Annotated in this window: 16 protein-coding genes and 1 tRNA gene; 11 read left to right on the forward strand and 6 right to left on the reverse strand. The window is 72.5% G+C overall.

Annotation, left to right across the window (positions count from 1 at the left end; genetic code table 11):
* Positions 1-15: 15 nt before the first annotated feature.
* Positions 16-969 (reverse strand): substrate-binding periplasmic protein, encoded by a 954-nt coding sequence (locus ACYVKZ_RS04530; RefSeq protein ID WP_460990851.1) that lies wholly within the window; start codon positions 967-969, stop codon positions 16-18.
* Positions 970-1,249: 280 nt separating this feature from the next.
* The gene (locus ACYVKZ_RS04535; protein WP_460990852.1) at positions 1,250-1,957 is read right to left on the reverse strand and encodes an exonuclease domain-containing protein; all 708 of its coding nucleotides are present in this window, start codon (positions 1,955-1,957) and stop codon (positions 1,250-1,252) included.
* Positions 1,958-2,060: 103 nt separating this feature from the next.
* Here ACYVKZ_RS04535 and ACYVKZ_RS04540 point away from each other — a divergent pair, with 103 nt between their 5' ends.
* From ACYVKZ_RS04540 to ACYVKZ_RS04550, 3 genes are read left to right on the forward strand one after another with little or no spacing between them, the layout of a single operon-like run.
* Positions 2,061-2,474 (forward strand): MGMT family protein, encoded by a 414-nt coding sequence (locus ACYVKZ_RS04540; protein ID WP_460990854.1) that lies wholly within the window; start codon positions 2,061-2,063, stop codon positions 2,472-2,474.
* Complete coding sequence (locus ACYVKZ_RS04545) at positions 2,471-5,725, forward strand: ATP-dependent helicase (RefSeq protein ID WP_460990856.1); 3,255 nt, start codon at positions 2,471-2,473, stop codon at positions 5,723-5,725. The genes ACYVKZ_RS04540 and ACYVKZ_RS04545 overlap by 4 nt, the downstream gene beginning before the upstream one ends.
* Complete coding sequence (locus tag ACYVKZ_RS04550; protein ID WP_460990858.1) at positions 5,722-9,117, forward strand: ATP-dependent helicase; 3,396 nt, start codon at positions 5,722-5,724, stop codon at positions 9,115-9,117. Before ACYVKZ_RS04545 ends, ACYVKZ_RS04550 begins: the two co-directional genes overlap by 4 nt.
* A gap of 41 nt (positions 9,118-9,158) precedes the next feature.
* Here the strand turns inward: ACYVKZ_RS04550 and ACYVKZ_RS04555 are convergent, their stop codons facing one another.
* Positions 9,159-10,325 carry a phosphotransferase gene (locus tag ACYVKZ_RS04555; protein ID WP_460990860.1) on the reverse strand — a complete coding sequence of 389 codons (1,167 nt, stop codon included), beginning with the start codon at positions 10,323-10,325 and terminating at the stop codon, positions 9,159-9,161.
* A 103-nt stretch (positions 10,326-10,428) separates the two neighbouring features.
* Between ACYVKZ_RS04555 and nudC the strand changes: the two genes are divergently transcribed.
* The 4 genes from nudC to ACYVKZ_RS04575 are packed head-to-tail and all read left to right on the forward strand — an operon-like array spanning position 10,429 to position 14,466.
* Positions 10,429-11,511, forward strand: coding sequence for an NAD(+) diphosphatase (nudC, locus tag ACYVKZ_RS04560; RefSeq protein ID WP_460990862.1), 1,083 nt, complete (start codon positions 10,429-10,431; stop codon positions 11,509-11,511).
* A complete protein-coding gene (locus ACYVKZ_RS04565) occupies positions 11,508-13,631 on the forward strand; it encodes an ATP-dependent DNA helicase UvrD2 (protein ID WP_460990864.1) in 2,124 nt (707 codons plus the stop codon). Before nudC ends, ACYVKZ_RS04565 begins: the two co-directional genes overlap by 4 nt.
* Complete coding sequence (locus tag ACYVKZ_RS04570) at positions 13,621-14,256, forward strand: M48 metallopeptidase family protein (RefSeq protein ID WP_460990866.1); 636 nt, start codon at positions 13,621-13,623, stop codon at positions 14,254-14,256. Before ACYVKZ_RS04565 ends, ACYVKZ_RS04570 begins: the two co-directional genes overlap by 11 nt.
* Before the next feature lie 9 nt (positions 14,257-14,265).
* Positions 14,266-14,466, forward strand: a complete 201-nt coding sequence (locus ACYVKZ_RS04575) for a hypothetical protein (RefSeq protein WP_307003982.1) — start codon at positions 14,266-14,268, stop codon at positions 14,464-14,466.
* 107 nt (positions 14,467-14,573) lie between these two features.
* Here the strand turns inward: ACYVKZ_RS04575 and ACYVKZ_RS04580 are convergent, their stop codons facing one another.
* A complete protein-coding gene (locus ACYVKZ_RS04580) occupies positions 14,574-16,034 on the reverse strand; it encodes a zinc-dependent metalloprotease (RefSeq protein WP_460990868.1) in 1,461 nt (486 codons plus the stop codon).
* Between the two features lie 228 nt (positions 16,035-16,262).
* On the opposite strand from ACYVKZ_RS04580, the gene ACYVKZ_RS04585 reads away from it, so the two are divergent.
* The 3 genes from ACYVKZ_RS04585 to ACYVKZ_RS04595 all read left to right on the forward strand — a co-directional run bounded on the left by ACYVKZ_RS04585 (position 16,263) and on the right by ACYVKZ_RS04595 (position 20,726).
* On the forward strand, positions 16,263-17,417 hold the full coding sequence (locus ACYVKZ_RS04585) for a YlbL family protein (RefSeq protein WP_460990870.1): 1,155 nt from the start codon (positions 16,263-16,265) through the stop codon (positions 17,415-17,417).
* Positions 17,418-17,529: 112 nt separating this feature from the next.
* On the forward strand, positions 17,530-20,580 hold the full coding sequence (locus ACYVKZ_RS04590) for a UPF0182 family membrane protein (protein WP_460990968.1): 3,051 nt from the start codon (positions 17,530-17,532) through the stop codon (positions 20,578-20,580).
* A gap of 69 nt (positions 20,581-20,649) precedes the next feature.
* Positions 20,650-20,726, forward strand: a tRNA-Met gene (locus tag ACYVKZ_RS04595).
* A gap of 76 nt (positions 20,727-20,802) precedes the next feature.
* Here the strand turns inward: ACYVKZ_RS04595 and ACYVKZ_RS04600 are convergent.
* Positions 20,803-21,594 carry a PspA/IM30 family protein gene (locus tag ACYVKZ_RS04600; RefSeq protein ID WP_460990872.1) on the reverse strand — a complete coding sequence of 264 codons (792 nt, stop codon included), beginning with the start codon at positions 21,592-21,594 and terminating at the stop codon, positions 20,803-20,805.
* A 62-nt stretch (positions 21,595-21,656) separates the two neighbouring features.
* The gene (locus ACYVKZ_RS04605) at positions 21,657-23,681 is read right to left on the reverse strand and encodes a TPM domain-containing protein (RefSeq protein WP_460990874.1); all 2,025 of its coding nucleotides are present in this window, start codon (positions 23,679-23,681) and stop codon (positions 21,657-21,659) included.
* A 265-nt stretch (positions 23,682-23,946) separates the two neighbouring features.
* Between ACYVKZ_RS04605 and ACYVKZ_RS04610 the strand changes: the two genes are divergently transcribed.
* On the forward strand, positions 23,947-25,641 hold the full coding sequence (locus tag ACYVKZ_RS04610; RefSeq protein WP_460990876.1) for a S1C family serine protease: 1,695 nt from the start codon (positions 23,947-23,949) through the stop codon (positions 25,639-25,641).
* Positions 25,642-25,664 lie beyond the last annotated feature (23 nt).

Consider the following 25,664-nt stretch of genomic DNA (forward strand, 5'->3'; position numbering starts at 1 on the left):
CGCGCTAGGTGGCGTTTACTTGGCCGCGCCGACCTGGACGGCCTTGCTGCCCGGCTTCCAGCCCTCGGGGGTCTGGTCCTTGAGCGTCTTGCGGTCCGGGTACCACTGGGCCGTGAGCTTGGACCACGTGCCATCGGCGACCACGGCATCGAGGGCCGAGTTGAGCGCGTCGGTGAGCGGCTGGTTGTCCTTCGCCACGGCGTATGCGGTGAAGTTCTGGGTGTTGACCTTCTTCTGTGCGATCGTGGTGCCGTCGCCGGGCTTGACCTGGCCCTCCGCCTGCTGGGACGGCGCGACCCACGCGTCGACCTGGCCGCTCTTCACGCTCGCGTAGACCGTGTTGTAGTCCGGGAACCGGACCGGGTCGAGCTTGAGGGTGTTGGTGACGAAGTCGTCCTGCACGGTGCCCTGGACCACGCCGATGCGCACGCCCTGCTTGAGGTCGTCGAAGGACTTCACCTTGGCGCCGTCCTTCGTGACGATCGCCATGTAGCCGAAGTCGTACCCGTTGGTGAACCCGACCGTCTGGCGGCGGGAATCGGTGGTCGAGATCGAGGACGAGCCCATGTCGAACTGCTTCGTCTTGACCTGGGCCAGCAGGCTCTGGAACTTCGTGGAGACGAACTCGACTTTCAGCCCCAGCTTGGCCGCCATGGCCCTGAGGAGCTCGTTGTCGTAGCCGGTGAAGTTGCCGCTCTTGTCGATGAAGATGTTCGGCGGCGCGTCGGAGAGCGTGCCTACCTTGATCGTGCCGGGGGTGATGAGCCCGAGCTTGGACTTGTCGATCTTGTCCAGCGGGGTGACCGAGGCGGTGGTGTACTTGTCCGTCGACTGCTGGTCGCTGCCCTTGAGCGCGTCCGACGGCGTGCCGGAGGCGGAGTTCCCGCCGCCGCCGCACGCGGCGAGCGAGAGGGCGAGGACTGCCGCGACGGGCGCGGCGGCAAGCCACTTGGGTGCCTTGAGCTTCATGGAGCCTTCGCTTTCTGAGGTGAATGCAGGACGCGCAGCATCCACGTGCGGTCGGCACGTCGAGGGCGTCTGGGCTGCATACCATTATGAACCACGGCTCTCCCCGGCCCGGTTCCAGAACACACTCCGAAATATTCGGCCTTCGGTCGAACGATGTTCGGTTAGGCGTGGTAGCGGGGGTCGCAGCGGTGACGCAGCTGGCGTGCGGCGTGAATTACGCGCGGCGGTGCAGTTCTGCCCCGGGGCGCGGGGGGAGCTGTGACTTCCCTCTCAGGAGGCGCTAGAAGCCGGCCTGGCCGGCATCGTGCGGTGTGAGCACCGGCCAGTCGCCCTCGACCACCGCGGCGGGCTTGGTCCGGCGCAGGTAGGCCTGGAAGTCGGCGGCCTGGGCGGCGGACCAGTCCACCTGGCTGCGGTGGAGGTGCGCGGCGGGGCGGTCCAGCTCCGGGAAGCGCCCGGCCATGGCGTCGAGCAGCTGGGCCGCGGCGAGGGCGTCTGCTGCTGAGCTGTGGGCGTCGGTGAGGATGACTCCATACTGCTCGCAGAGCGCCCCGAGGGTTCGCTTGCCCTTGCGGTACCGCTCCACCTGCTTGTTGATGACGTAGGGGTCCAGGACCGGGAACCGGGTGAGCTGGGGGAGGCCATGGCGGGCGCACTCGGCCGCCATGACCGTGAAGTCGTACGCCGCGTTGAAGGCGACGACCGGCACGCCGCGGTCGAAGAGCGCCTGCAGCGTCGTCGCGACCTCTGCCACGACCTCCCGGGCGGGACGGCCGTCGGCGCGGGCCTTCTCCGTCGTGACCCCGTGCACCTCGGCCGCCTCGGCCGGGATCTCGACCCCCGGGTCCGCGATCCACTCGTGCTCGGCCTCGACGCTCCCATCCGGTCCGAGCACCACGATGCTGGCGGTGACGATGCGCGCGGCACGTGAGTTGCGTCCGGTCGTCTCGAGATCGAACGCTGCCCTGGTCTGCGTGCTCCACGTCATGGGAACACGCTATGCGGCGGGTCCGACACTTCTCGTGCAGGCACGCCGGGCGCCGTCGGCGGGGGAGCGGGAGCCGGCGCCCGCCGGCCGCTAGGGTGGGACCATGCGGGAGGAGTTCGTCGAGGCGGTTCTGGCCGTCGTCGAACTCGTGCCGCCGGGAACGGTGCTTGCCTACGGCGATGTCGCCGAGCTCCTCGGCGCCGGCGGTCCCCGGCAGGTCGGCTCGGTCATGGCGCGCTACAGCGGCGACGTGGGCTGGTGGCGGATCCTCAAGGCCAGCGGCGCTGCGCCCGAATCCCACGAGCAGCGGGCGCTGCGGCACTACCTCGCCGAGGGCACGCCCCTGAGGGGCGACCCGCACCGAGGCCCGTGGCGGGTCGACATCGCCCGGGCACGATGGGCGCCTAGGGACGACGAGCTCGACGCGGTCGAGGAGATCGCCGACGCGCTCCAGCAACGTCTCCACCGTCCCGCCGCCCCAGAACTGTCGGACCCTGACGGTGGAATGGAACCATGACAGCGATCGCCACCTCGGCTGCATCCCCGGCTGCCCGGCCCACATCGGCGGGATCGGCGCCGCAGCTGACGCTCCTCGCCCCGAAGGGCCGCGCGGACGCCGTTCCCTTCTCGCCCTCGGCCGACCAGGAGGCCGTGCTCGCCCTGCGACCCGGAAGCGGTCCGGTGCTCGTGTGGGGGGCCCCGGGCACCGGCAAGAGCCGCGTCCTCGTGGAGGCGGCCGCGATCCGGGTGGAGCGCGATGGCCTCGACCCGGCGGGCGTCCTCCTCCTGGCCCCCGCACGTGCAGCCTCGGCACGGCTGCGCGACGCCTTCACCGCGCGCCTCGGCCGCAGCCTGAGCGCCCCGCCGGCCCGCACGTGGCAGTCCTACGCCTTCGACCTCATCCGTCGGGCGCGGGCCGAGGGCCGGCTCGACTGGCTCACCCGGCCGCCCCGGCTGCTGTCCGGGGCGGAGCAGGACCTCATCGTCAAGGAGCTCCTCGAAGGACACCGGACCTCGGGCCGCGGACCGTCGTGGCCCGAGGGGTTCGAGGCGGCACTGCCCACGCGGGGATTCCGCCACGAGGTCCGCGAGCTGTTCGACCGGGTCACCGAATACGGGACGACGGCGGACGAGCTCGCCGAGCTCGGCGTGCGCGCCGGGCGCCCCGAGTGGGTCGCTGCCGCCCAGCTGTACACGGAGTACCGCGACGTCCTCGAGCTGCGGATGCCGGAGGCCTTCGACCCTGCGGGCATCATCACCGCGGCCCGCACGATCCTGCTCGAGGACCCCGAGCTGCTCGCCCAGGAGCGGGCCCGGCTCGGGCTGATCTGCGTCGACGACGTCCAGGAGTCCAGCCCCTCGGTCCTCGAACTCCTCGCCGTCCTCGCCCAGGGCCGCGACCTCCTTGCAACGGCGGCCCCGGACGTCGTGGTGCAGGGCTTCCGTGGAGCAAGGCCCGGTCTCGTGCCGAGCCTGCGTGCCCTCCTCGACCCGGTCACCGAACTGTCGCTGAGCGCCTCCCATAGGCTGCCGGCCGGAATCGCCGATGCGTGGCATGGAGTGGCCCAGCGGATCTCCGCCGTGCCCGGCGGCCAGGCCGCCCGCAGGCTCGTTCCGGCACCGTCCGCGGGCGGCCGGGAGGAGCCTGCGCCCCCCGCCGCCGAGGCGCATGTCCTGCACTCCGGCCTCCACGAGCTGCGCTACCTCGCCCACCGGATCCAGGACGCCCGCCTGCTCGGCGGAATCGAGTACGGGCAGATGGCCGTGATCGTCAGGTCCGGTGGCCGGCTCGAGCAGATCCAGCGCTTCCTCTCCGGCCAGGGGATCCCGGTCAAGGTCCCGGTGGCCGAGACTGCCGTGCGCGACGAAGCGGCGGTGCGGCCGCTGCTCACGGCCTTCCGCGTCGCGCTGCGCCCCGACGAGCTGACCGCCCAGACGGCGGTCGAGCTGCTGACCTCGCGCGTCGGCGGCGCGACCGCGCTCGAGCTGCGGCGCCTGCGCCAGTCGCTCCGTCAGGTCGAGCTCGCCGCCGGCGGGGGACGCGCGAGCGACGCACTCCTCGTCGAGGCACTCGAGGTGCCGGGTGCGCTCGATGCGCTGGGCGTCGAGGCCAGCGCGGCACGCCGGATCGCCCGCATGATCGCGAAGGGCCGGGCGGCAGCAGAGGAGCCCGCCGCGACCGCCGAGACCGTCCTGTGGGCGCTCTGGGACTCGGCCGCCCTCTCCAAGAGGTGGTACGGCCTGGCGGTCTCGGGCGGCCCCCTCGGCCTGCGCGCGGACCGGGACCTCGATGCCCTCATGGCCCTGTTCCACACGGCCGAGCGGTACGTCGACCGGCTCCCCGGAGCATCCCCCGCGCAGTTCCTCGACTACCTGACGGAGCAGGAGCTGCCCATGGACACCCTCGCGCCGCGCGCCCAGGCGGAGGACGCCGTCGAACTGCTCACCCCCGCGAGCGCGGCCGGGCGCGAATGGAGGCTGGTCTTCGTGGCGGGGCTGCAGGACGGGGTCTGGCCCAACACGCGCCTGCGGGGCGAGCTCCTGGGCAGCACGCTCTTCGCGGACTGCCTCGACCTCGGGGTCGTCTCAGCCCTGCTCGTGCCCACGCGCTCGAGGCTCCAGGACATCCGCTACGACGAGCTGCGCTCCTTCTCCGCCGCGATCTCGCGCGCCTCCGAGCGGCTCGTCTGCACCGCGGCATCCACGGAGGACGAGATCCCGTCCCCCTTCCTGGACTACGTCGACCCGCTCCCCGACGGCGTCACGGTGCGCCCCTATACCGAGGTGCCCCGCACCCTGGGACTCAGGCCACTGGTCGCCGAGCTCCGGCAGTCCGTCGAGGCCGACGACGCGGACGCGTCCTACGCGGCAGCGCTCCTCGCCGCACTGGCCGCGGCCGGCGCCCCCGGCGCCCACCCCGGCGAATGGTACGGGCTCGCGCCCCTGAGCAGCAGCGGCCCCGTGGTGCCTGAGGACGGCACCGTCTACGTCTCCCCGTCCAAGGTCGAGACCGCCACGAAGAATCCCCTGGACTGGTTCGTGTCCGCGGCAGGGGGCGAACCTGCTACCGACTTCGCCAGGAGCCTCGGGACGCTCGTGCACGCGATCGCCCAGGACCTTCCCGACGGGACGTCGGCCGATTACCTCGCTGAGCTGAAGCGGCGCTGGGCCAGCCTCGGCCTCGCCGACACCTGGGAGGGCGAGCTCGACTTCGAGCGCGCGCAGGCGATGGTCCGCAAGCTCGCCGAATACGTCCGGGTGAACGGGCGTGAGCTCCTCGGCGTCGAAGTCGACTTCGAGGCGCCCCTCGGGAACGTCGGCACCGCCGAGATCGCGGCCCGCACCGTCCTGCGGGGCCAGGTGGACCGGCTCGAGCTCGACGAGACGGGCCGGCTGGTCGTCGTCGACCTCAAGACGGGACGCCGCAAGCCTAAGGCCGCGGAGCTCGAACAGCACGCCCAGTTGGCCGCCTACCAGGTCGCCGTGGCCGCCGGCGCGTTCGGCGCTGATGCGGCCCTCGCGCGGGAGCCCGTCCCCGGCGGGGCCGAGCTCGTCCAGCTGGGGGACGGCACCGTCAAGCTCACCGTCCAGCAGCAGGCGGCGCTCGAGGATGCCGCGTGGGCCGTCCAGCTGGTCGAGCGCGCCGCGGAGGTGATGGCCGGGGACCACTTCGAGGCCCGGCACGAGCCCGGCGGAGGGTTCACCGGCGGCTGCCGGCTGCCCGACGTCTGCCCGCTGTGTGCCCGGGGACGGCAGGTGACCGAATGAGCGAGATGACGCACGCGCAGAGCCCCGTCGAGCTGCCCGAGCCACGGTTCACCCCGGAGGAGCTCGCGGACCTGCTGGGCCAGCACCGCCCAACGGCCCAGCAGTCGGAGATCATCTCCTCGCCCCTCGCACCGCGCCTCGTCGTGGCCGGGGCAGGGTCGGGCAAGACCGCGACCATGGCCGACCGCGTGGTCTGGCTCGTCGCGAATGGGTGGGTCCGCCCCGACGAGGTCCTCGGGGTGACCTTCACCCGGAAGGCGGCCGGAGAGCTCTCCGCGCGGATCCGGGCCCAGCTCGCCCGCCTCGCGAGGCTGGCGCGCCGCGGCGCCGAGGGGGTCGCGCCCGGGGCGGCCGACCAGCAGGCTCTCGACCCGACGGTGTCGACCTACCACTCGTTCGCCAATACCGTCGTGCAGGACCACGGGCTCCGGCTGGGGGTCGAGCGCGATGCCGTGCTGCTCGGACCCGCCCAGTCCTTCCAGCTCGCCGCCCGCGTGGTCGAGGCGTACGACGGCGGCACCTGGGACGGGTTCCCCGCCAAGAGCAGCCTCATCGCCGCGGTGCTGCAGCTGGCCGGCGACTGCGCCGAGCACCTGCGCGAGCCCGGCGACGTCGCCGCGTGGCTCGAGGAGGAGTCCGCCCGGCTCCAGGGGCTGCCTCCGGGCGGCCGGGGAGGCAGGCAGCCCGCCGGCGCTGCCGCGCTCCTGACCACGCTGCGCACCCGCGCCATGGTCGCGGGGCTCGTTGAACGCTACGCCGTCGCGAAGCGCGAGCGCGGCGTCCTGGACTACGGCGATCTCGTGGCCCTCGCCGCCCGCATCGCGGCCACGGTGCCCGAGGCCGGCAGGCTCCTCCGCAGCCAGTACCGCACCGTCCTCCTCGACGAATTCCAGGACACGTCCCACGCGCAGCTCGTACTGTTCTCCTCCCTCTTCGGCGACGGCCACTCGGTCACCGCCGTCGGCGACCCCAACCAGTCGATCTACGGCTTCCGGGGCGCCTCGGCGGGACAGCTCGAGAGCTTCCCGCGCGTGTTCCCGCGGCGGGAGGGAACCGGCCTCGCCCCGGCCTGGACCAGCCACCTGACCACGGCCTGGCGCAACTCGACCACGGTCCTCGCGACCGCCAACACGGCAGCCGCCCCGCTGGCCTCGCCCCCGGCATACCTCGCCGGCGCCGCGGCCATCGAGGTCCAGCCGCTCGAGCCCCGCCCTGGGGCAGGGCCCGGCCGCGTCCGGCTCGGCCGTTTCGTCGACGAACTGGACGAGGCGAGGGCCGTCGCCGGCGAGCTGCAGGACTTCGCACGCGCTGGGGCCGCCCAGGCTGAGCCCGCTTCAGGCGCAGGCCCGACCATGGCGGTCCTGTGCCGGAAGCGTTCCCAGTTCGCGGCCCTCCGCGGCGAGTTCGAGCGCCGCGGGATGCCGTTCGAGATCGTCGGCCTCGGCGGCCTGCTCGACACCCCGGAAGTCATCGACATCGTCTCGACGCTGCGGGTCATCGCGGACCCGGGCCGATCCGACGCCCTCATGCGGCTCCTCGCCGGGGCACGCTGGCGGATCGGACCAGCCGACCTCATGGCGCTCGCCGACTGGTCCCGCCACCTCGCGGCCCTCCGCGCCGCCGCCGCCCGTCCCGAGGAGCAGGACCTCGATGCCCCGGGCACGGCGGAGGAGGTCCTCGTCGAGGGGGACCTCGCCGAGGCCTCGAGCCTCGTCGAGGCCGTCGACCGGTTGCCCCGGCCCGGCTGGACCTCCGGCGCTGGCCGGCAGTTGAGCCCCGAGGCCCTCTCGCGCCTGACGCGGCTGCGCGACGAGCTGCGGATGCTGCGCACCGTCTCCGGTGACGACCTCGGCACCGTCATCTCCCACATCGAGCGCGCGCTCCTGCTGGACATCGAGCTCGCCGCCAGGCCGGGTTCCTCTGTGCACAGCGCCCGCCGCAACCTCGATGCTTTCGCCGAGGCGGCGGCATCGTTCCTCGCCCAGTCGTCCGAGCCCGGGGTGCTCGCGTTCCTCGCCTGGCTCGAAGTCGCAGCCCGGGAGGAGTCGGGGCTCGACATGGCCCCCAGCGAGCCCTCTCCCGGCGCAGTCCAGCTGCTCACGGTCCACGCCTCCAAGGGGCTCGAGTGGGACGCGGTCGCCGTGACCGGGCTCAACCGCGGAATGTTCCCCTCGGGCGGCAACGACCGGTGGACGGTGGGGCAGTCCGCCCTGCCGTGGCCGCTGCGCGGCGACCGGGCAGACCTGCCCGCCTGGGACACCGACCAGCCGCACCAGAAGGGCTGGGTTGAGGCCGAGAAGCAGCTCGCAGAGGATGCGACCGAGCATGCCGAGCGCGAGGACCGGAGGCTGGCCTACGTCGCCTTTACCCGCGCCCGGTCCCTGCTCGTGGCCACCGGGTTCGCCTGGAGCAGCACCCGCTCCAAGCCCATGGCGGCGTCACCGTTCCTCGAGGAGCTGCGCGAGGGCGCGGACGGTCACGGCTTCGAGGTCGTCGCGTGGGCCGAGGACGCGGACCTGCCCGAGGAGAACCCCCTCCAGGCCCAGGCCGAGCGCTCGCTGTGGCCTTACGACCCGCTCGAGGGGCCCGTCGACGCCGCCACTGGGGCGCGCCGCAGCCTCTCTCCCGGCCGCCGCGAGGCCGTCGAAGCGGCGGCGCACCGCGTCCTCGAGGAGATCCACGACGCCGGTGCGGGGCCTCGCCTCCCGCCCCCGGCTGCCCCCCGGCAGGCCGAGTGGGCGCGCGAGGCCGAGCTGCTCCTCGCCGAGCAGGCGCGGGCCCAGGAGACCTCGGGCGTGCGCCTGCCCGAGCATGTCTCGGCATCCACACTCGTGGCGCTCGGCGAAGACCGCGATGCGGTGGTGCGCCAGCTGCGCCGGCCCGTTCCGCGCCGTCCGGGGATGGCGGCGCGCCGCGGCACGGCATTCCATGCCTGGGTCGAGGAGCACTTCGGCACGAGCGCCATGCTGGACCTCGAGGGCTTCGACAGCTCGGACGAGTACGTCGACGAGGCCTACGAGCTCGGAACGCTCGTCGAGGCGTTCAAGCGCACCGAGTGGGCGAACCGGAGCCCGGCCCACGTCGAGGTGCCGATCGAGACCAAGGTGGGCCCCGTCGTCGTGCGCGGCCGCATCGACGCCGTCTTCCGCGACGCGGACGGCCGGTGGGACCTCGTGGACTGGAAGACCGGGAGGGCGCCGAGGGGTGCCGAGGCGAGGGCGCGGTCCGTCCAGCTGGCCGTGTACCGCCTCGCCTGGTCGCGCCTCACGGACACACCGGTGGAGGAGATCAGGGCCGCGTTCTGCTACCTGGCCGACGGCGAGGTCGTGCGCCCGGGAGCGTTGGCCACCGAGGCGGAGCTGGAAGCCATCGTCGCCGCCGCGCTCCGGTGAGCCGCGCTGGGCTGACTGGGCCGCCATCCCGTCGGGGGGAGTCAGCCCTCGCGGCGGCCGTCCGTGATGAGCGGGATCGCATCGGTCGCCGGGGCGGGGTCCGCCGCGCGGGGTCCCTCGGCCGCCGGCAGCTGACCCTCCGAGGCCCGACCCTCCGAGGCCCGGCCGTCCGAGTCGCGACCGGTCGGGGCCTGTGCCCTCGGGGCCGGGCTGTCGGAGTCCGAGGCCCCGGGGGCGTCGCCGCTCGCGCCGTCTCCGGGCGGCATGGCCGCCGACGCGGCGGCCTCTGACGCCTCGCTGGCCTCGATGTCGGCAGCCAGTTCGGCGAGCATCGCCTCCGCGTCCCGCGCGACCTCTCGGTCACCGAGGGCGAGGGCCTTCACCAGGTACTGGGCGAGCGCGAACTCGGCCGCCAAGGCTGCGCGGCGTGCGAGCTGCGGATCCACCGGTTCCTTGCGGGCCTCGTGGTAGGCGGCGAGGACCGCATCGATGAACCGCGGCTCGTTCGATCCGACGAGCCAGGCGATGTCATCGGCAGGATCGCCGATCCGGAGGTCGGTCCAGCCGGTCACGGCCGTGACGCGGTCATCGTCGATGAGGAGGTTGTCCTCGTGGAGGTCGCCGTGGACCACCGTCGGGTTGAACCGCCACAGGGTCACGTCCTCCATGGCCTGCTCCCACCGGCGCAGGAGCACTGCGGGGATCTTGCCCGTCGTTGCCGCCTGGTCGAGCTCGTTGAGGCGCCGCTGCCGGAATCCGTTGGCCGTGTAGGAGGGCAGGTCGGCGCTGTCGACGAGTTCCTGAGGCAGGCCGTGGATGGCGGCGAGCGTCGTCCCGATCTCGCGTGCGAGCCGGTCGCTGCCCGAGGCGAGGGAGTCGAGGTCACGGACCGCCCCGGTGAGGTTGGTGTAGACGCACGTGGTGAGCCCGTCCATGCGCACCGTGCCGGCGACCGCCGGCATCTGGAACGGCAGCTCGGCGCGCACGGCAGGGTCGAAGGCCCGCAGCACCGTCATCTCGGTCTCGAGCCGCGCGCTGGCCTCCGTGCCGCGCGGGCAGCGGATGCGCCAGGCACGCCCGTCGGCGGTCTCCAGGAGCGCCGCGTCGAAGTCGGTGGCGTCGTCCGGGGACGCCGCCACGGCGGTCGGCTGCAGTCCGGGGACGGCAGCGGTAGCGATGGCAGCCAGCTCGAGCGGAGTGCGTTTCACCCTCTCCACGCTAGCCCGCTGCGCCCCCGCGGGCACGGACCCACGCCGAACCGGTGCCCCGCCGGTTGTGCGAGTGTCGGAGCGGCTCAGTACCGTAGTGGATATGACTTCCGGCCCGTTCCCCCTTCCCCAGCCCCCTGCCACCGCCGGCGCCGCGCTCTCGGCGTTCGACGGGCCGGGGCCGGCCGCCGGACTGCTCGCCGACCGACTCCTGCCCGCGGCCGCAGAAGCCCTCGACCGCAGGTCCGCGGACCGCGCCGACCCTGAGTTCCTCGGCCAGCTCGTGCGCCAGCCGGGTACGCTCGCGGTGCTCTACTCGCAGCGGCGGGCCGCGCACGACGGCGGGCACCTCGCCTTCCTGTCGGCGCGGTCCCTGCCCGCAGAATGGCTCGAAGGCCTGGTCGTCTACCTCGGCCGGCTGCCGCAGGAGCGGACCACCCCGCACGCGGCCCCGGGCTCCGACATCGTCCTCGTGGTCCTCGACGAGCCGGTCGAGCCGGTCTCCGCAGTGATGTCCGAGCCGGCGCAGGAGGGGGCAGGGCTGCTGCCGGAGGAGACGAACTGGGCCGGGTTCCGCGAGTCCGGGCCCGGGCTGGACGTCGTGGAGGCGGGCATCCTTCTCGAGGCGACGGCCATCGCCAACTGGCATGCCTCCCACCCGCGGTGCCCGCGCTGCGGCGCGGGCACCCATGTCATCCAGAGCGGCTGGGTGCGCCAGTGCCCCGAGGACGGTTCGGAGCACTTCCCCCGCACGGACCCCGCGATCATCGTCACCGTGGTCGGCCCGGGCGACCGTGTGCTCCTGGCCACCGGTGCGCGCATGCGCTCGACCATGTTCTCGACCCTCGCGGGCTTCGTCGAACCGGGCGAATCCCTCGAGCAGGCGGTGGCCCGCGAGGTCCTCGAGGAGGTCGGTGTCCGGGTGGCCGAGTGCCAGTACCTCGGGTCCCAGCCCTGGCCGTTCCCCGCCTCCCTGATGCTCGGCTTCACCGCCCGCACGCTCGACGAGGTCGCCGAGCCGGACGGCGTCGAGGTGCTCCGCGCCCGCTGGTTCAGCCGCGAGGAGCTGGCCGCCGCGGCAGGCTCGGGGGAGATCGACCTGCCGAGCAGGCTGTCCATCTCGCGGGCCCTCATCGAGCGGTGGTTCGGCGGTCCCATCGCCGAACCGGAGGCGGCGGCCCAGTGAGCGGGGCCGAGACCGCCCATGCCGCGGGCGGGACGCTAGAGGAGCGGCTCCTCGGCGGCCTCGACGAGGAGCAGCGCGAGGTCGCGACCACCCTCCAGGGGCCGGTCTGCGTCCTGGCAGGGGCGGGCACAGGCAAGACGCGCGCGATCACCCACCGCATCGCCTACGGCGTCCACTCGGGCGTCTACTCGCCCCAGCGCCTCCTCGCCGTCACGTTCACCGCGCGGGCCGCCGCCGAGATGCGCAGCCGCCTTCGCGACCTCGGCGTGGGGGGCGTGCAGGCGCGCACGTTCCACGCCGCCGCCCTGCGCCAGCTGCAGTACTTCTGGCCGCAGGCCGTCGGGGGCTCGCTCCCGAGCCTCCTCGAGCACAAGGCCCAGGCCATCGCCGAGGGCGCACGCCGCCTGCGCCTCACCGTGGACAGGGCCGCGATCCGGGACCTGGCCTCGGAGATCGAGTGGGCCAAGGTCTCGATGCTCACACCGTCGACCTACCTCGAGGGCGCCGCGGGCCGCGGCGAGCCCGGCGGCCTCCAGCCGGCCACCGTGGCGAGGCTCTTCGAGGCGTACGAGGACGTCAAGGTGGACCGGAACCTCATCGACTTCGAGGACGTCCTCCTCATCACGGTCGGCATCCTGCAGGAGGACCCCAAGGTCGCCGCCACGGTGCGCGAGCAGTACCGCCATTTCGTCGTCGACGAGTACCAGGACGTCTCCCCGCTGCAGCAGCGACTCCTCGAGCTGTGGCTCGGCGGCCGCGAGGAACTCTGCGTGGTCGGCGACGCGAGCCAGACGATCTACTCGTTCACCGGCGCCACGAGCACACACCTGCTCGAGTTCGGCAAGCGCCACCCGGACGCCGCCATGATCCGCCTCGTGCGGGACTACCGGTCCACCCCCCAGGTCGTGCGCCTGGCCAACGACCTGCTCGCGTCCCGTCGCCCCGCCGGACCCGCCGCGGATGCCCGGTGGGCGAAGCCGCTGAACCTCATCGCGCAGCGGCCCAGCGGGCCCGAGCCCGAATTCGCCGAGTGCGCCGACGACGAGGCAGAGGCGAGCGCCGTCGCCCGCCGGATCGCCGCCCTCGTCGAGGCCGGGACCGAGCCCAAGGACATCGCGGTGCTCTTCCGCACCAACGGCCAGTCCGAGGCGTTCGAGCAGGCACTCGGCGCGGCCGGTATCGGCTACCAGCTGCGCGGCGGCGAGCGGTTCTTCAACCGCCGCGAGGTCCGGGACGGCCTCCTGCAGCTCCGCGGGGCCGCCCGCGCCCAGGCGGACGACGGCGTGCCGATGGCGCAGCGGGTGCGCGACGTGCTCTCCTCGCTGGGCTACTCCGAACAGGCCCCCACGGGCGGCGGCGCCACGCGCGAGAGGTGGGAGTCGCTCGCCGCCCTCGTGGCCCTCGCCGACGAGCTCGCCGCCGCGCGGGGGGAGGGATTCGGGCTGCCCGAGTTCGTGGCCGAGCTGCAGGAGCGGGCCACGGCCCAGCACGCGCCGGCCGTCCAGGGCGTGACGCTCGCATCGCTGCACGCCGCGAAGGGCCTCGAGTGGGACGCCGTGTTCCTCGTGGGGCTGAGCGAGGGCCTCGTGCCGATCTCCTTCGCCGACACGCCCGTGACCGTGGACGAGGAGCGGCGCCTGCTCTACGTCGGGATCACCCGGGCCCGGGAGTTCCTGCACCTGTCCTGGTCCCTGTCCCGCACCCCTGGCGGCCGGGCCCACCGCCGTCCCTCGCGCTTCCTCGACGGGCTGCGGCCCGCGGGCTCGACGTCCTCGCATGCCGAGCGCAGCCCCCGCAAGCGCCGTGAGCTCAAGGGGCCCACCACTTGCCGCGTGTGCGGCACGATCCTCTCGACGGGGGCCGAGCGGAAGGTCGGCCGCTGCTCCGGCTGCCCGCCCACCTACGAGGACGCGACCTTCGAGGCGCTGCGCGCGTGGCGCCTCGAGCAGGCCCGCGAGGCGGATCTGCCGGCCTTCGTCGTGTTCACCGACGCGACCCTGACCGCCATCGCGGAGGCGAAGCCATCGAGCCTGGACGAGCTGTCCCAGGTGGCCGGCGTGGGCCGGGCCAAGCTCGAGCGCTACGGCGAGGCGGTCTTGGAGCTGATCCGTGGCGCGTGAGGGACGGCGTGCCCCGGGCCAGGGGGCGCTGCCGCCGACCGAGGACGGGCCGCCGGTCGAGGTGCGCCGGTCGGGGCGGCGCCGGAAGACCGTCTCCGCGTTCTGGGAGGGCAGCACGGCCGTCGTGGCGATCCCGGCCAGCTTCACCCGCGCGCAGGAGGTGCACTGGGTCGAGCGCATGGTCGAGCGGCTCCAGCAGGACACCGCGCGCCGCCGCGGGGCGCACTCGGACGAGGCGCTCGTGGAGCGCGCCGCCGCGCTGTCCCAGCAGTACTTCGGGGGCCGGACCCAGCCTGCGTCGATCCGCTGGGTCACCAACCAGCGCCGGCGCTGGGGCTCGTGCACCCCGAGCCAGCGGACCATCCGCCTCTCCCACGAGCTCCAGGGCATGCCGGAGTGGGTGGTGGACTACGTGATCGTCCACGAGCTCGCGCATCTGCTCGTCTCCGGCCACGGGCCCCAGTTCTGGGAGCTCGTGGGCGCCTACCCGAGGCTCGCCGAGGCGAAGGCGTTCCTGGCCGGGGTGGCCTTCGCCGGTTCCGGACGCGGAGACGCCCGGGACGGCGACGCCGGTGCCGGCGACGGCGGGGGCTGGGACCTTATCGATGACGACGAAGACGCCTAGAATCGCGCCATGAGCCAGCTTCCAGCCAGCTACGTCAAGTACCTCGAGGGCCGCAGCGCCGAGTTCATCGACACGGTGCGCCCCGTGCTGCTCCAGTCGGCCGCCGACGCCGCGTGCGGGGTCCACGTGGTCCTCAACGAGCCGCACGAGCTCCAGGCCCATCTGGACGAGTCCGTCCCCTTCGGCCAGATCACCGAAGGCGTCGACTGATACGCCGGGAGCCGGCCGCGTGGTGCGGCCGGCTCCCGGCGTATGCCTGCGGCGAGTCCGTCCTGGCCCCCCGCCCGCGGCGGCCGGCCCGGGCGTCGGGCCCAGCGCTAGGCGCGGGGCGCGCCCGGGGGAGTGCCGCCGTCGTCCGTCCCGTCCTCGGGACCGTCGCCCTGCTCCTGCTCCTGCTCTCCGGCGCCGGCGGCGTCAGGGGACTCCGAGGGTGCGTCGAAGCCGCCGGCGAGGAGCTTCTCCAGGGCCTCGTCGACCTCCGAGTCCTGGGCCTCTGCCTGGGAGCGCCGCGCGGAGAAGCCCAGCGGGTCGTCGAGGTCCTCGGGGGTAGGGAGCAGGTCCGGGTGCTTCCAGATAGCGTCCCGGCCGGCGATCCCGCGCTCGTCGCCGAGCGACTTCCACAGCGTGGCGGCATCGCGCAGGCGGCGCGGCCGCAGCTCGAGGCCCACGAGCGAAGCGAAGGCGTGCTCGGCCGGCCCGCCCGTGGCGCGGCGGCGCCGCACGGCCTCGCGGAGCGCCGCCGCGGAGGGCAGCACGCCCTCGGTCGCGGTGGCCGTGAGCTCGTCCACCCAGCCCTCGACGAGGGCGAGCGCGGTCTCGAGCTTGACGAGGGCAGCGTCCTGCTGGGGCGTGCGCTGCGGCATGAACACCCCGCCCTGGAGGGCCTCCTGGATCGACTCCGGGTTGCTCGGGTCGATGCCGTGTGCGAGCTCCTCGATCTTGGAGACGTCGATGTGGATGCCGCGCGCGTAATCCTCGATGGCACCGAGCAGATGGGCCCGCAGCCACGGCACGTGCATGAACAGGCGCGCGTGGGCGGCCTCGCGGACGGCAAGGTAGAGCCGGACGTCGCCCTCCGGCAGGCCCAGGCCCTCGCCGAACTTGACGACATTGGCAGGCAGGAGCGCCATCTCGAGGTCGACCAGCGGGACGCCGATGTCGGAGGAGCTCACGACCTCGCCCGAGAGCGCGCCGATCGCCGCGCCGAGCTGCATGCCGAAGATGGCCCCGCCCATGTTGGTGAGCATGGAGGACGCGCCGCCGAGCATGCCCTTCATCTCCTCGGGCATCTGCTCGTTCAGCGCGGTCGAGAGCGCGGTGGCGATGCTGTTCGCCACGGGCTCGGTCAGCCGCCGCCACGTGCCCATGGTGGCCTCGATCCACTCGGCCCTCGACCAACCGCGGCCGATGATGCCCGTGCCGGGAAGGTCGGTGGCCTTGTCCAGCCAGAGCTCGGCCAGGCGCAGGGCCTCGTCCACGTCCCGGTTCTGGGCCGCGGAGACCGAGGGATCCGACGTGCTGGCCGCTGTCCGGCGCGCGTGGTCATGGGCCAGCTGCCAGTTGACGGGGCCCTCGCCGCCGGGGGCCGACATCATGGCCTGCACCTGCTCGAACATCTGGCGCAGGAGGTTGGGGTCGCTCGGGAGGCCTGCCGCCTTGGCGATCTCCGTGGGGTCGAATCCCTCGGCGCCCGCACCGCCCATGAGCCGTCCGAAGAGCTCGGACAGGGGGTCCTGGGGCTCGTCGTCGTGGCCCGAGGGCTTCTCTGGTGTGGTCATCGTGCCGCCGATCAGTGCTGGTGGAAGGGGACATCCTCACGGTACCGCGGCGCTCGCGGACGTGTCTTCGGTGCGGAGTCCCTTTCGCTGTCGGCACACCGGTCGCTGCGCAGCCCGCGCGCGGCAGCGTCGTAGGCTGGGGCGTGCCGCCGCGGACGCCCGCGGCGGCCGCGGCGTCCGGTCCCGGCGGCGCGAGGCGGTGCGAGCATCCGGAAGGCGGCGCGAGACGTGGTCACTCCTCCCGCAGTTCCCGACGAGGACGGCGGGCAGCCGGACGGGGGCCCCTCGGACGACGGCGGGGGCACGCCCCGCACGGGTCGCCCACCGAAGGCGGCGGGCAGCGGCCGCACGTTCGCAGCGGTGACCTCAGGCCTCGCCGCGCTCATCCTCGGCGCCACGGTGGTCTCCGTCCCCGTCCCCTACGTCGTGGAGTCGCCAGGGCCGGCCTACAACACACTGGGCCAGACGGGCGGCAAGGACGTCATCTCGATCACCGGCCATCCCTCCTACCCTGCCCGCGGATCCCTCGACCTCACCACGGTGTACGTCAACGGGGGGCCCAACAGCGACGTCGGCCTGATCGACCTCGCGCGCTCGTGGTTCGACCACTCGCAGGGCATCCTGCCGGAACGGGTGGTCTACCCGCCGGGGACCACCCGCCAGCAGGTCTCGGACGAGAACGCCTCCCTCATGCAGGACTCGGAGCAGACCTCGGTCGCCGCCGCCCTGGGCGCCCTCGGGATCCACTACGAGCAGCAGCTCAACGTCGCCTCGATCGCCGACGGGTCGCCCTCGTCCGGGAAGCTGAAGGTGGGCGACCGGCTCGTCAGCGTCGGCGGCCAGAAGGCGTCGTCCCTCGCGACGGTGCAGCAGACCCTCGCCGCGGGCAAGGGCGCCCCCGTGGAGGTCGCAGTAGACCGCGGCGGGTCGCCCGTGACCGCCACGGTGACGCCCACGCAGAACCAGGGCCGGTGGATCCTGGGCGTGGGCATCCGCTACACCTACAGCTTCCCCTTCGATGTGCAGATCGAGCTGGACCGGGTGGGCGGCCCCAGCGCGGGCATGATGTTCGCACTCGGGATCATTGACAAGCTGACCCCCGGAGACCTGACCGGAGGCAAGGACGTCGCCGGGACCGGCACGATCGATCCCGACGGCACGGTCGGGCCGATCGGCGGCATCGACCAGAAGCTGTTCGGCGCCCGCGCCGCCGGCGCCACCCTCTTCCTGGCGCCCGCCTCCAACTGCGGCGACGTGGTCGGGCACATCCCCGAAGGCCTCGCGGTCGTGAAGGTATCCACCCTCGCCGAGGCCCGCTCTGCGGTGGAGGCCTATGCCCAGGGCAAGGATCCCGCCTCCCTGCCCCAGTGCACGGCCGGCTGACGGAGTCCACAGCGGGGCGGCCGAGGCCGAATCGTTATCGCGCATCCGCGCGGCACGGGGAACTGTGGCCACGCGCCGCGCGTGCTTGACTAGGAGCAGCGCTGTGCTCCGCATGCGTGTCCGCGGAGCCGAGCGCCGACGAATCGAGCCCAGAGCAACGAGGTACGCCGTGACATCCCGCCCCGAAGGCAGACCGACCGCACTCCGCCGCCGTCGGGGGGCCCTGATCCCGACGATCGTGATCGTGGTCGTCCTCGCGATCGGGTTCGTCATCTTCTCCGGGGTGTACACGGACGTCCTGTGGTACCAGCAGCTGGGCTACCTGCAGGTCTTCCTGCGGCAGAACGCCATCCGGGCCGCCGTCTTCCTCGTCGCCGGGCTCGTGATGGCCGGGGCGGTCTACGGCGTGATGCGCGCCGCGTACCGGACGCGCCCCGTGTACGCCCCCGACCCCTCGAGCCACGACACGATGGCCCGGTACCAGGAGCAGCTCGAGCCCGTCCGGCGCATCGTCATGGCTGCGGTGCCGATCGTGTTCGGCCTCTTTGCCGGGGCCGCCGCGGGAAGCCAGTGGCAGAAGGCCGCGCTCTTCTTCAACCAGGTGCCGTTCGGCGTCCAGGACCCCCAGTTCCACCTCGACATCAGCTTCTACACGATGACCCTGCCCTTCCTCGGCACGGTGGTGGGCTTCCTCCTCGGCGTCGTCGTGATCGCCGGGATCGCGGGCGTCCTCACCCACTACCTCTACGGGTCGATCCGCATCAGCGAGAGCGGCGTCTACATGGCCCGCGCGGCGCAGCTGCACCTGGCGATCTCCGGGGCAGCGCTGCTGCTGCTCATCGCGGTCAACTTCTGGCTCGACCGCTACAGCGCGGTCTTCGACTCCTCCGGCCGCGTCTCCGGCGCGCTCTTCACCGATGTCAACGCCGTCATCCCGACCAAGGCCATCCTCGCGGTGGCCGCGGCCATCGTCGCGGTCCTGTTCATCGTCGCCGCGGTCATCGGGCGGTGGCGCCTGCCGCTCATCGGCACCGCCATGCTCGTGATCACCGGCATCCTCGCCGGCGGCGTGTACCCCTGGGTGATCCAGCAGGTCCAGGTCCGCCCGTCGGAGCAGAGCGCCGAGGCGCCCTACCTCGAGCGGAACATCAACTCGACGCGGTCCGCCTACGGCCTCGACAAGGTGCAGGTGCAGGACTACAAGGCCACGACCGATGCGACTCCGGGGGCGCTGCGCCAGGACGCCCAGACGACCGCCAGCATCCGTCTCCTCGATCCGACCCTCGTGTCCCCGACGTTCCAGCAGCTCGAGCAGTACCGGCCGTACTACCAGTTCGCGCCCTCGCTCAACGTGGACCGCTACTCGGTGAACGGCAAGACCCAGGACACTGTGATCGCCGTGCGCGAGCTCAACTCGCAGGGCCTCTCGCCCAGCCAGCAGTCCTGGTACAACAACCACATCGTCTACACCCATGGCTACGGGGTCGTGGCGGCCTATGGCAATACGGCCACCGTGGACGGCAAGCCGGTGTTCATGGAGTCGAGCATCCCCTCGACCGGGGTGCTGGGGAATGACTCGACGTACCAGCCGCGCATCTACTTCGGCGAGTACTCGCCCGACTACTCGATCGTGGGCGGTCCGGCCGGCACGCAGCCGCGGGAGCAGGACAAGCCGCAGGGGAGCGCGGGGGACACGCAGTACACGTTCTCGGGCAATGGCGGCCCGAACGTGGGCAACGTCTTCAACAAGCTCATGTACGCCATGAAGTTCCAGAGCACCGACCTGCTCTTCTCGGACGGCGTGAACCAGGATTCCCAGATCCTCTACGACCGGAACCCGCGCGACCGCGTCCAGAAGGTCGCCCCGTACCTGACCATCGACGGGAACGCCTACCCGGCCGTGATCGACGGGCGCGTGAAGTGGATCGTGGACGGGTACACGACGAGCCAGTACTACCCGTACTCCCAGCAGCAGCAGCTCCAGCAGATCACCGCCGACTCCCAGACGGCGGCGGGGCGGGCCAGCCAGCTGCCCCAGGCCACGGTGAACTACATCCGCAACTCGGTCAAGGCGACCGTGGATGCCTACGACGGCTCGGTGACGCTGTACGCCTGGGACACCCAGGACCCGATGCTCAAGGCCTGGCAGAAGGTCTTCCCGAGCACGGTCAAGCCGATCTCCGACATGTCCGCCGGCCTCATCAGCCACGTGCGCTACCCGGAGGACCTCTTCAAGGTCCAGCGCGAGCTCCTCACTCGGTACCACGTGACCGACCCGGGCGACTTCTACAAGAACAACGACGTCTGGAGCGTGCCGAACGATCCGACCGTGAAGTCCGGCGGGGTCAAGCAGCCGCCGTACTACATGACGCTGCAGATGCCCGGCCAGCAGACGCCGTCCTTCCAGCTGACCTCGAGCTTCATCCCGCAGACCGTGGAGGGCGGATCCTCGCGGGAAGTCATGTACGGCTACCTCGCCGCGGACTCGAATGCCGGAAGCAAGGCCGGTGTGAAGGGCAACGACTATGGGAAGCTGACGCTGCTCAAGCTGCCGACTGACACCTCGGTCCCCGGACCCGGGCAGGTGCAGAACACCTTCAACTCGGATACGAATGTCTCCCAGGCGCTGAACCTCCTGCGCCAGGGTGCGTCCGAGGTGCTCAACGGGAACCTCCTGACGCTCCCCGTGGGCGGAGGCCTGCTCTACGTCCAGCCCGTGTACGTGAAGTCCACCGGTTCGACCTCGTACCCAACCCTCCAACGGGTGCTCGTGGCCTTCGGCGACAAGATCGGCTTCGCGCCGACACTGGACAAGGCGCTGGACGACCTCTTCGGCGGCAACTCGGGGGCCAAGGCCGGCGATTCGGGCAACAACGGCCAGGCTGGCGCGACCCCGAGCCCGCAGCCGTCCGGGGGGACGGGGACGTCCCAGACGGCCCAGACAGACCTCCAGGCAGCCCTGCAGGACGCCAGCCAGGCCATCAAGGACGGCCAGGCCGCGCTCGCCGCGGGCAACTTCGCGGCCTACGGCGACGCGCAGCAGAAGCTGAGCGCGGCGGTACAGCGGGCCATGGACGCCGAGGCCAAGCTCGCAGGGTCGGGGGGCGGGACGTCCGGCTCGTCGACGGCCAGCCCCGCGCCGAGTCCGACGCCGAGCAAGTAGATGCCCGGGGCGGAAGCCCCGGGCCGGATTTGGCGACCGTCCGCCCCGCTGGTAGAGTTGAAGGCACGCCGCGGGGTGGAGCAGTTCGGTAGCTCGCTGGGCTCATAACCCAGAGGTCGTAGGTTCAAATCCTGCCCCCGCAACCACGAAGAGGCCCCGGACCATCAGGTCCGGGGCCTCTCTGCATGCCCTCGAAGCCGGCAGGCCCGGCGCCGCCACTCGTCAGAGCTTGTCGAGGTTCGACTCCTCGACGGCGGGGGCCGCGGCAGGCTGACCCGCCCCGGTCCCCAGCGCTGCGGGGGAGCCGCCTTGCTTGAGGGCGGCGAGGCGGGCTTCGATCTCCGTCTGCTCGCCCAGGTCCTCGAGCTGGTTGAACTGGGCGTCGAGGCTCGAGGCGGCGAGCTCCTGCTGGCCGCGCACCCGCGCCTCTTCGCGCCGGACCTTCTCCTCGAAGCGCGAGACCTCGCTCGTCGGGTCCATGATGTCGATGCTCTTGAGCGCATCGCTGACCTGGGTCTGGGCCTGCGCCGTCTTGGCCCTGGCCACGAGCTCGTTGCGCTTGGCGGTGAGCTCGTTGAGCTTGCCCTTCATCTGGTCGAGGCCTGTCTTGAGGCGGTCGACCACCTCGTTCTGGGTCGCGATGGTCGGCTCGGCCGCCTTCGCCTCGTTCTCCGAGGACATCTGGTGCTGGATGGCGACCTTCGCGAGGTTGTCGAACTTCTGGGCGTCGGCCGTGTTCCCGGCCGCGCGGAACTCGTCGGCCTTCCGGGACGCGGCGAGGGCCTTGCTGCCCCAGTCCTGAGCGGCCTTGACGTCCTCGGCGTGGTCGTCCTCGAGCATCCGGAGGTTCCCGATGGTCTGGGCGATGGCCGCCTCTGCCTCCGCGATGTTGTTCGTGTAGTCCCGGACCATCTGGTCCAGCATCTTCTGCGGGTCCTCCGCCTGGTCAAGCAGCGCGTTGATGTTCGCCTTGGCCAGCTGTGCGATGCGCCCGAAGATGGACTGCTTTGCCATGGTGTTCCCTCTCGTCTCGTTGAAAGTCACGGGTGGAAGGCATCTGCGTTCCCCCGTGCGGCCTAGAAGCTGCCGCCGTCGCCGCCGAAGTCGCCTCCGCCGCCGAATCCTCCACCTCCTCCGCCGCCGCCCCAGCCGCCGCCGAAGCCGCCGCCGCCCCAGCCACCGCCGCCGTGGTGGCCGGCGTTGAGGATCGAGTTGATGATGATGCCCCCCAGGATCGCGCCCCCGATGCCGCCGCCGTCACGGCGACCCCCAGGGCCGCCGCCCCAGCCGGAGAACTGGTCGACGTCCTGCTCGGCGATCTGGGCTGCCTGCGAGGCGAGCAGGTTGGCCTGCTGGGCATACGCGAGGGCCGTCGTCGGATCGCTCGCCGTGATCGAGAGGGCGTAGTCGAGATTGCGCTGCGCCTCGGCGAGCCGCGTCCGTGCCTGCGTGCCGACCCCGCCGCGCCGCGCAGCGATGTAGTCGCCCGCGGCGCTGATCTGTGCCTGGGCGGACTGGATCGCCTGCTGGAGTGCAGCCGCGGCCCGCTGCGCCTGCTGCTGCCGGTCGCGGACTCCCGTGAGCGCCGTGTCGAGCTGCGTGTGGGCCGTCTCGATGCGCTGAAGGAGGGCGAGCGGGTCCGGCCTCTCCGCCGCGGCCTCGCGCTCGGCGGTGTCGAGCGCAGCCCCGACGGCGGCGATCGGACCGGCGAGCTCGGGGTGCTGCCCCTGCCCGGCCACGGCGCGCGCCTGGGCCAGGTCGCCCCGGGTGTCTGCGAGGGCGGCCCCGACCTTGGCCTGCGCATCGTCGAGCGCCGTGGCAGCCTTGCCGATCGCCTCGAGCAGGACGCGCGCCTGGTGGAGGGCCTCTTCCGAGGCCCGCACGGCAACGGCCGCCGGGCTCGTCTGCCCTGCGCCGAGCTTCTCCCGCGCGGTGGCGGACGCGTTCTCGACGAAGGCGAGGCGCTCCTGCGCCTGCGTGACGTTGTCGGCCACGTGCTTCACCGCGGACTCCGCATAGGCGCCCTGCAGCCTCGCGAGCGTCTCCTTCTCGGCCGCGAGGCGCGCCTCGGCCTCGGCGGCGCCCCTGGCCACCCCTTCGAGGGCCGCCGGAGCGTTCCGCTCGAGCTCGCGGAGGGCGTCGAAGTCCGCCTTCTGCTCGGCCAACGATGCGATGGCGTCCTCCGAGCGGTGGACGATGTCGCCGAGCCACTGCCGCTGCTGCGCCTCGGTGTCGGGCACATGGTCGTCGAGCTGCTGCTGGAGCTTGAAGGACTCTGCCAGATGGGCCTTGGCCTCCGCGAGGGCCCGGGTGAAGTTGCCCACGGCATCTGTGCCGTAGGAGGCCTCGGCGAAGCCGAGCTCCTGTTCGCTCGAGCGGACCGCGTCGTCGGCCCGGACGAGGAGCCCGGCTGCCCGGGTGCGCAGCTCGTCCACGCTGAGCGAGGCCAGCGGGTCGGGCTCGCCCTGGCCGGAGCCCTGCTGGCCCTGGGCCTGGGCCCACGGGCGCTTGCGCCGGCGCGAGACCAGATAGGCCGCACCGGCCCCGACGAGCACCACCCCGCCGCCGACGAGCCACGGGGCCGCCCCCGCGCCGGAGGAGACGCTCCCATTGCCTCCGCCGGCGGCGTCCCCGGTGGCCTTGGCGGTGTCGATGGCCGCCTGGGCGTAGTCCTTCTTGCCGCCGGCCAGGTTCGGGGTGACGGCGTTCTGGGCGATGGCCGAGACCTTCGGGTACACGGCGGCATTCTGGGTGTTCGCCACCAGCTGGTACTGGCCGGACGTGGCGATGGCCAGGAGCACGTCCGAGCCGCCCATGCCCGTGTTCTTCGCGACCGCCTGGGCCCAGGCCGTCCGGTCGCTCGGGTTCGTGAAGGAGTCCACGATGACCACGTACAGGTTCACGCGGTGCTGGGAGAGGAGGTCGGAGATGGCCTTCTGCACCTCGCCCTTCCGCGACCCGAGCGCACCCTGGGGATCCACGATGTTCGTCCCCGACGGGATCGCCACCGGATCGGTGGCCCACGCCGGCGCCGTGGCCGGAATGAGCAGGAGGAAGGCCGCCACGAGGCCAGCAAGGAGGGTCTTCGCCGTCGAGCGCATGCGCTGTTTCCTTCGCCACATTCGGGGGCGCGGGCCCCGGTCCGGCAGCCTCCCGCAGCACCTCGCGCCGCCGGCGGCTGTCTCACGTACCTCGATTCTAGGGGCGCCCGCAGTGGGCCGCACGGGCGGCCTCGGGGCCCGGCGTTGCGCCCGGAGTGAAACGGATGACTTTCGGCGGACTCCCAGCAAGCTTCCAGAGAACAGAAGCGTCCAGCACAGCTTGGGGGACGATAGTGGTAAGGAGTTCAGGGAAAGGACATCAGTGATGAACGAGAGCGATCCCCGTCCGGCGCAGTCCGGCTCGGGAGCCCCCGACCCCCGCGAGCCCGCCGGCGCTCCCGTGCAGCAGCCGGCAGCGCCCCCGGCGGCCGGTCCCGGGGCGGAACAGGGCGGACAGCCCGCGCAGGCCCCCACGTCCCAGCAGCCGTCGCAGCAGCGCCCGCAGCATCAGGACCAGCCGACCCAGCCCATTCCCCCGTACGGCCAGCAGGGCCAGCAGTCGCCCCAGTACGGCCAGCAGGCACCCCAGTACGGCCAGCGCGGGCCGCAGTACGGCCAGCAGGGGCCGCAGTACGGCCAGCAGGGCCAGCAGTCGCCCCAGTACGGCCAGCAGGCACCGCAGTACGGCCAGCGCGCGCCGCTCTACGGGCCTGCGCAGGGGCCGGCCCCCTACGGCCAGTCCCAGTACGGCCAGTCCCAGTACGGCCAGCAGGGCCACCCCGGGAACTCGTTCTTCCGTCCCGCGAACCAGCGTCAGGGGCAGAAGGCCCGCTGGGGGACCGGAGTGCTGGTGGGCGGCATGCTCGTGGCGGGCCTGGTCGGCGGCGGGGTCGTGGCCGGAACGGCCGGCCTCTGGGCCCCGAACCTCACCAGCTCCGCATCCCAGCAGCAGGGCTCGAGCCCGGTGATCGTGAACAACCAGGACAGCGTGAACGCGGTGACCGCCGCTGCCGCGAAGGCGTCCCCGAGCGTCGTGACCATCGGCGTCTCCTCGGGCAACTCCTCGGGCACCGGGTCCGGCGTGGTGCTGGACAACCAGGGCCACATTCTCACGAACACGCACGTCGTGACCCTCGACGGTCAGGTCTCCAATCCCACGATCGAGGTCCGCGCGAACAACGGCTCGGTCTACAGGGCCTCGGTGGTCGGGACGGATCCGCTCAGCGACCTCGCGGTCGTGAAGGTCGACGGCGCGAACCTCACCCCCGTGACCTTCGGCGACTCGGGCAAGCTCAACGTCGGTGACATCGCCGTGGCCATCGGCGCCCCGCTGGGCCTCGACAGCACCGTCACGGACGGCATCGTCTCGAACCTGAGCCGGACGATCTCCGTCCAGTCCTCGGCCGCGCCCAACGGCGGCGACAACTCGCAGGACAATGGCGGCCAGGGCTTCCAGTTCGCCCCTCCCGGCGGTGGCCAGACCCAGCGCCAGTCGCCCCAGAGCACGGTGAGCCTGAACGTCATCCAGACCGACGCGGCGATCAACCCGGGCAACTCCGGCGGCGCGCTCGTCAACAGCCAGGGCCAGCTGATCGGCATCAATGTGGCGATCGCCTCCACGGGGTCGAGCTCAGGTTCCGGCTCGGAGTCGGGCAACATCGGGGTCGGCTTCAGCATCCCGGCGAACTACGCGCACCGCATCGCCAACGAGCTGATCGCCAACGGCAAGGCGACCCACGGCCAGCTTGGCGTCTCGGTCCAGTCCCAGTCCGCCAGCGGGACCAGCTCGGCCTTCTCGACGGGCGCCCAGGTGGTGTCGGTGACCTCCGGCTCCGCAGCCGACAAGGCGGGCATCCACCAGGGCGACGTGATCACGAAGTTCGCCGGCCGCCCCATCGGTGATGCCTCGGAGCTCACGGCGGCGGTCCACGAGCAGGCGCCCGGTTCGACCGTGAAGGTGACGGTCCTCCGCAACGGCCAGTCCCAGGACCTCGACGTCACGGTGGGCGCGGCCCAGTAGCCTCCGTCCCCGGCGTCCCTTCC

Source organism: Sinomonas soli (assembly GCF_054782415.1).

Coding starts and splice junctions, on each gene's coding strand:
- ACYVKZ_RS04575 (WP_307003982.1), top strand. CDS start 14,266: ATGAGCCAGCTTCCAGCCAGCTACGTCAAGTACCTCGAGGGCCGCAGC.
- ACYVKZ_RS04540 (WP_460990854.1), top strand. CDS start 2,061: ATGCGGGAGGAGTTCGTCGAGGCGGTTCTGGCCGTCGTCGAACTCGTG.
- ACYVKZ_RS04545 (WP_460990856.1), top strand. CDS start 2,471: ATGACAGCGATCGCCACCTCGGCTGCATCCCCGGCTGCCCGGCCCACA.
- ACYVKZ_RS04605 (WP_460990874.1), bottom strand. CDS start 23,681: ATGCGCTCGACGGCGAAGACCCTCCTTGCTGGCCTCGTGGCGGCCTTC.
- ACYVKZ_RS04600 (WP_460990872.1), bottom strand. CDS start 21,594: ATGGCAAAGCAGTCCATCTTCGGGCGCATCGCACAGCTGGCCAAGGCG.
- ACYVKZ_RS04530 (WP_460990851.1), bottom strand. CDS start 969: ATGAAGCTCAAGGCACCCAAGTGGCTTGCCGCCGCGCCCGTCGCGGCA.
- ACYVKZ_RS04550 (WP_460990858.1), top strand. CDS start 5,722: ATGAGCGAGATGACGCACGCGCAGAGCCCCGTCGAGCTGCCCGAGCCA.
- ACYVKZ_RS04610 (WP_460990876.1), top strand. CDS start 23,947: ATGAACGAGAGCGATCCCCGTCCGGCGCAGTCCGGCTCGGGAGCCCCC.
- ACYVKZ_RS04590 (WP_460990968.1), top strand. CDS start 17,530: ATGCGTGTCCGCGGAGCCGAGCGCCGACGAATCGAGCCCAGAGCAACG.
- ACYVKZ_RS04580 (WP_460990868.1), bottom strand. CDS start 16,034: ATGACCACACCAGAGAAGCCCTCGGGCCACGACGACGAGCCCCAGGAC.
- nudC (WP_460990862.1), top strand. CDS start 10,429: ATGACTTCCGGCCCGTTCCCCCTTCCCCAGCCCCCTGCCACCGCCGGC.
- ACYVKZ_RS04535 (WP_460990852.1), bottom strand. CDS start 1,957: ATGACGTGGAGCACGCAGACCAGGGCAGCGTTCGATCTCGAGACGACC.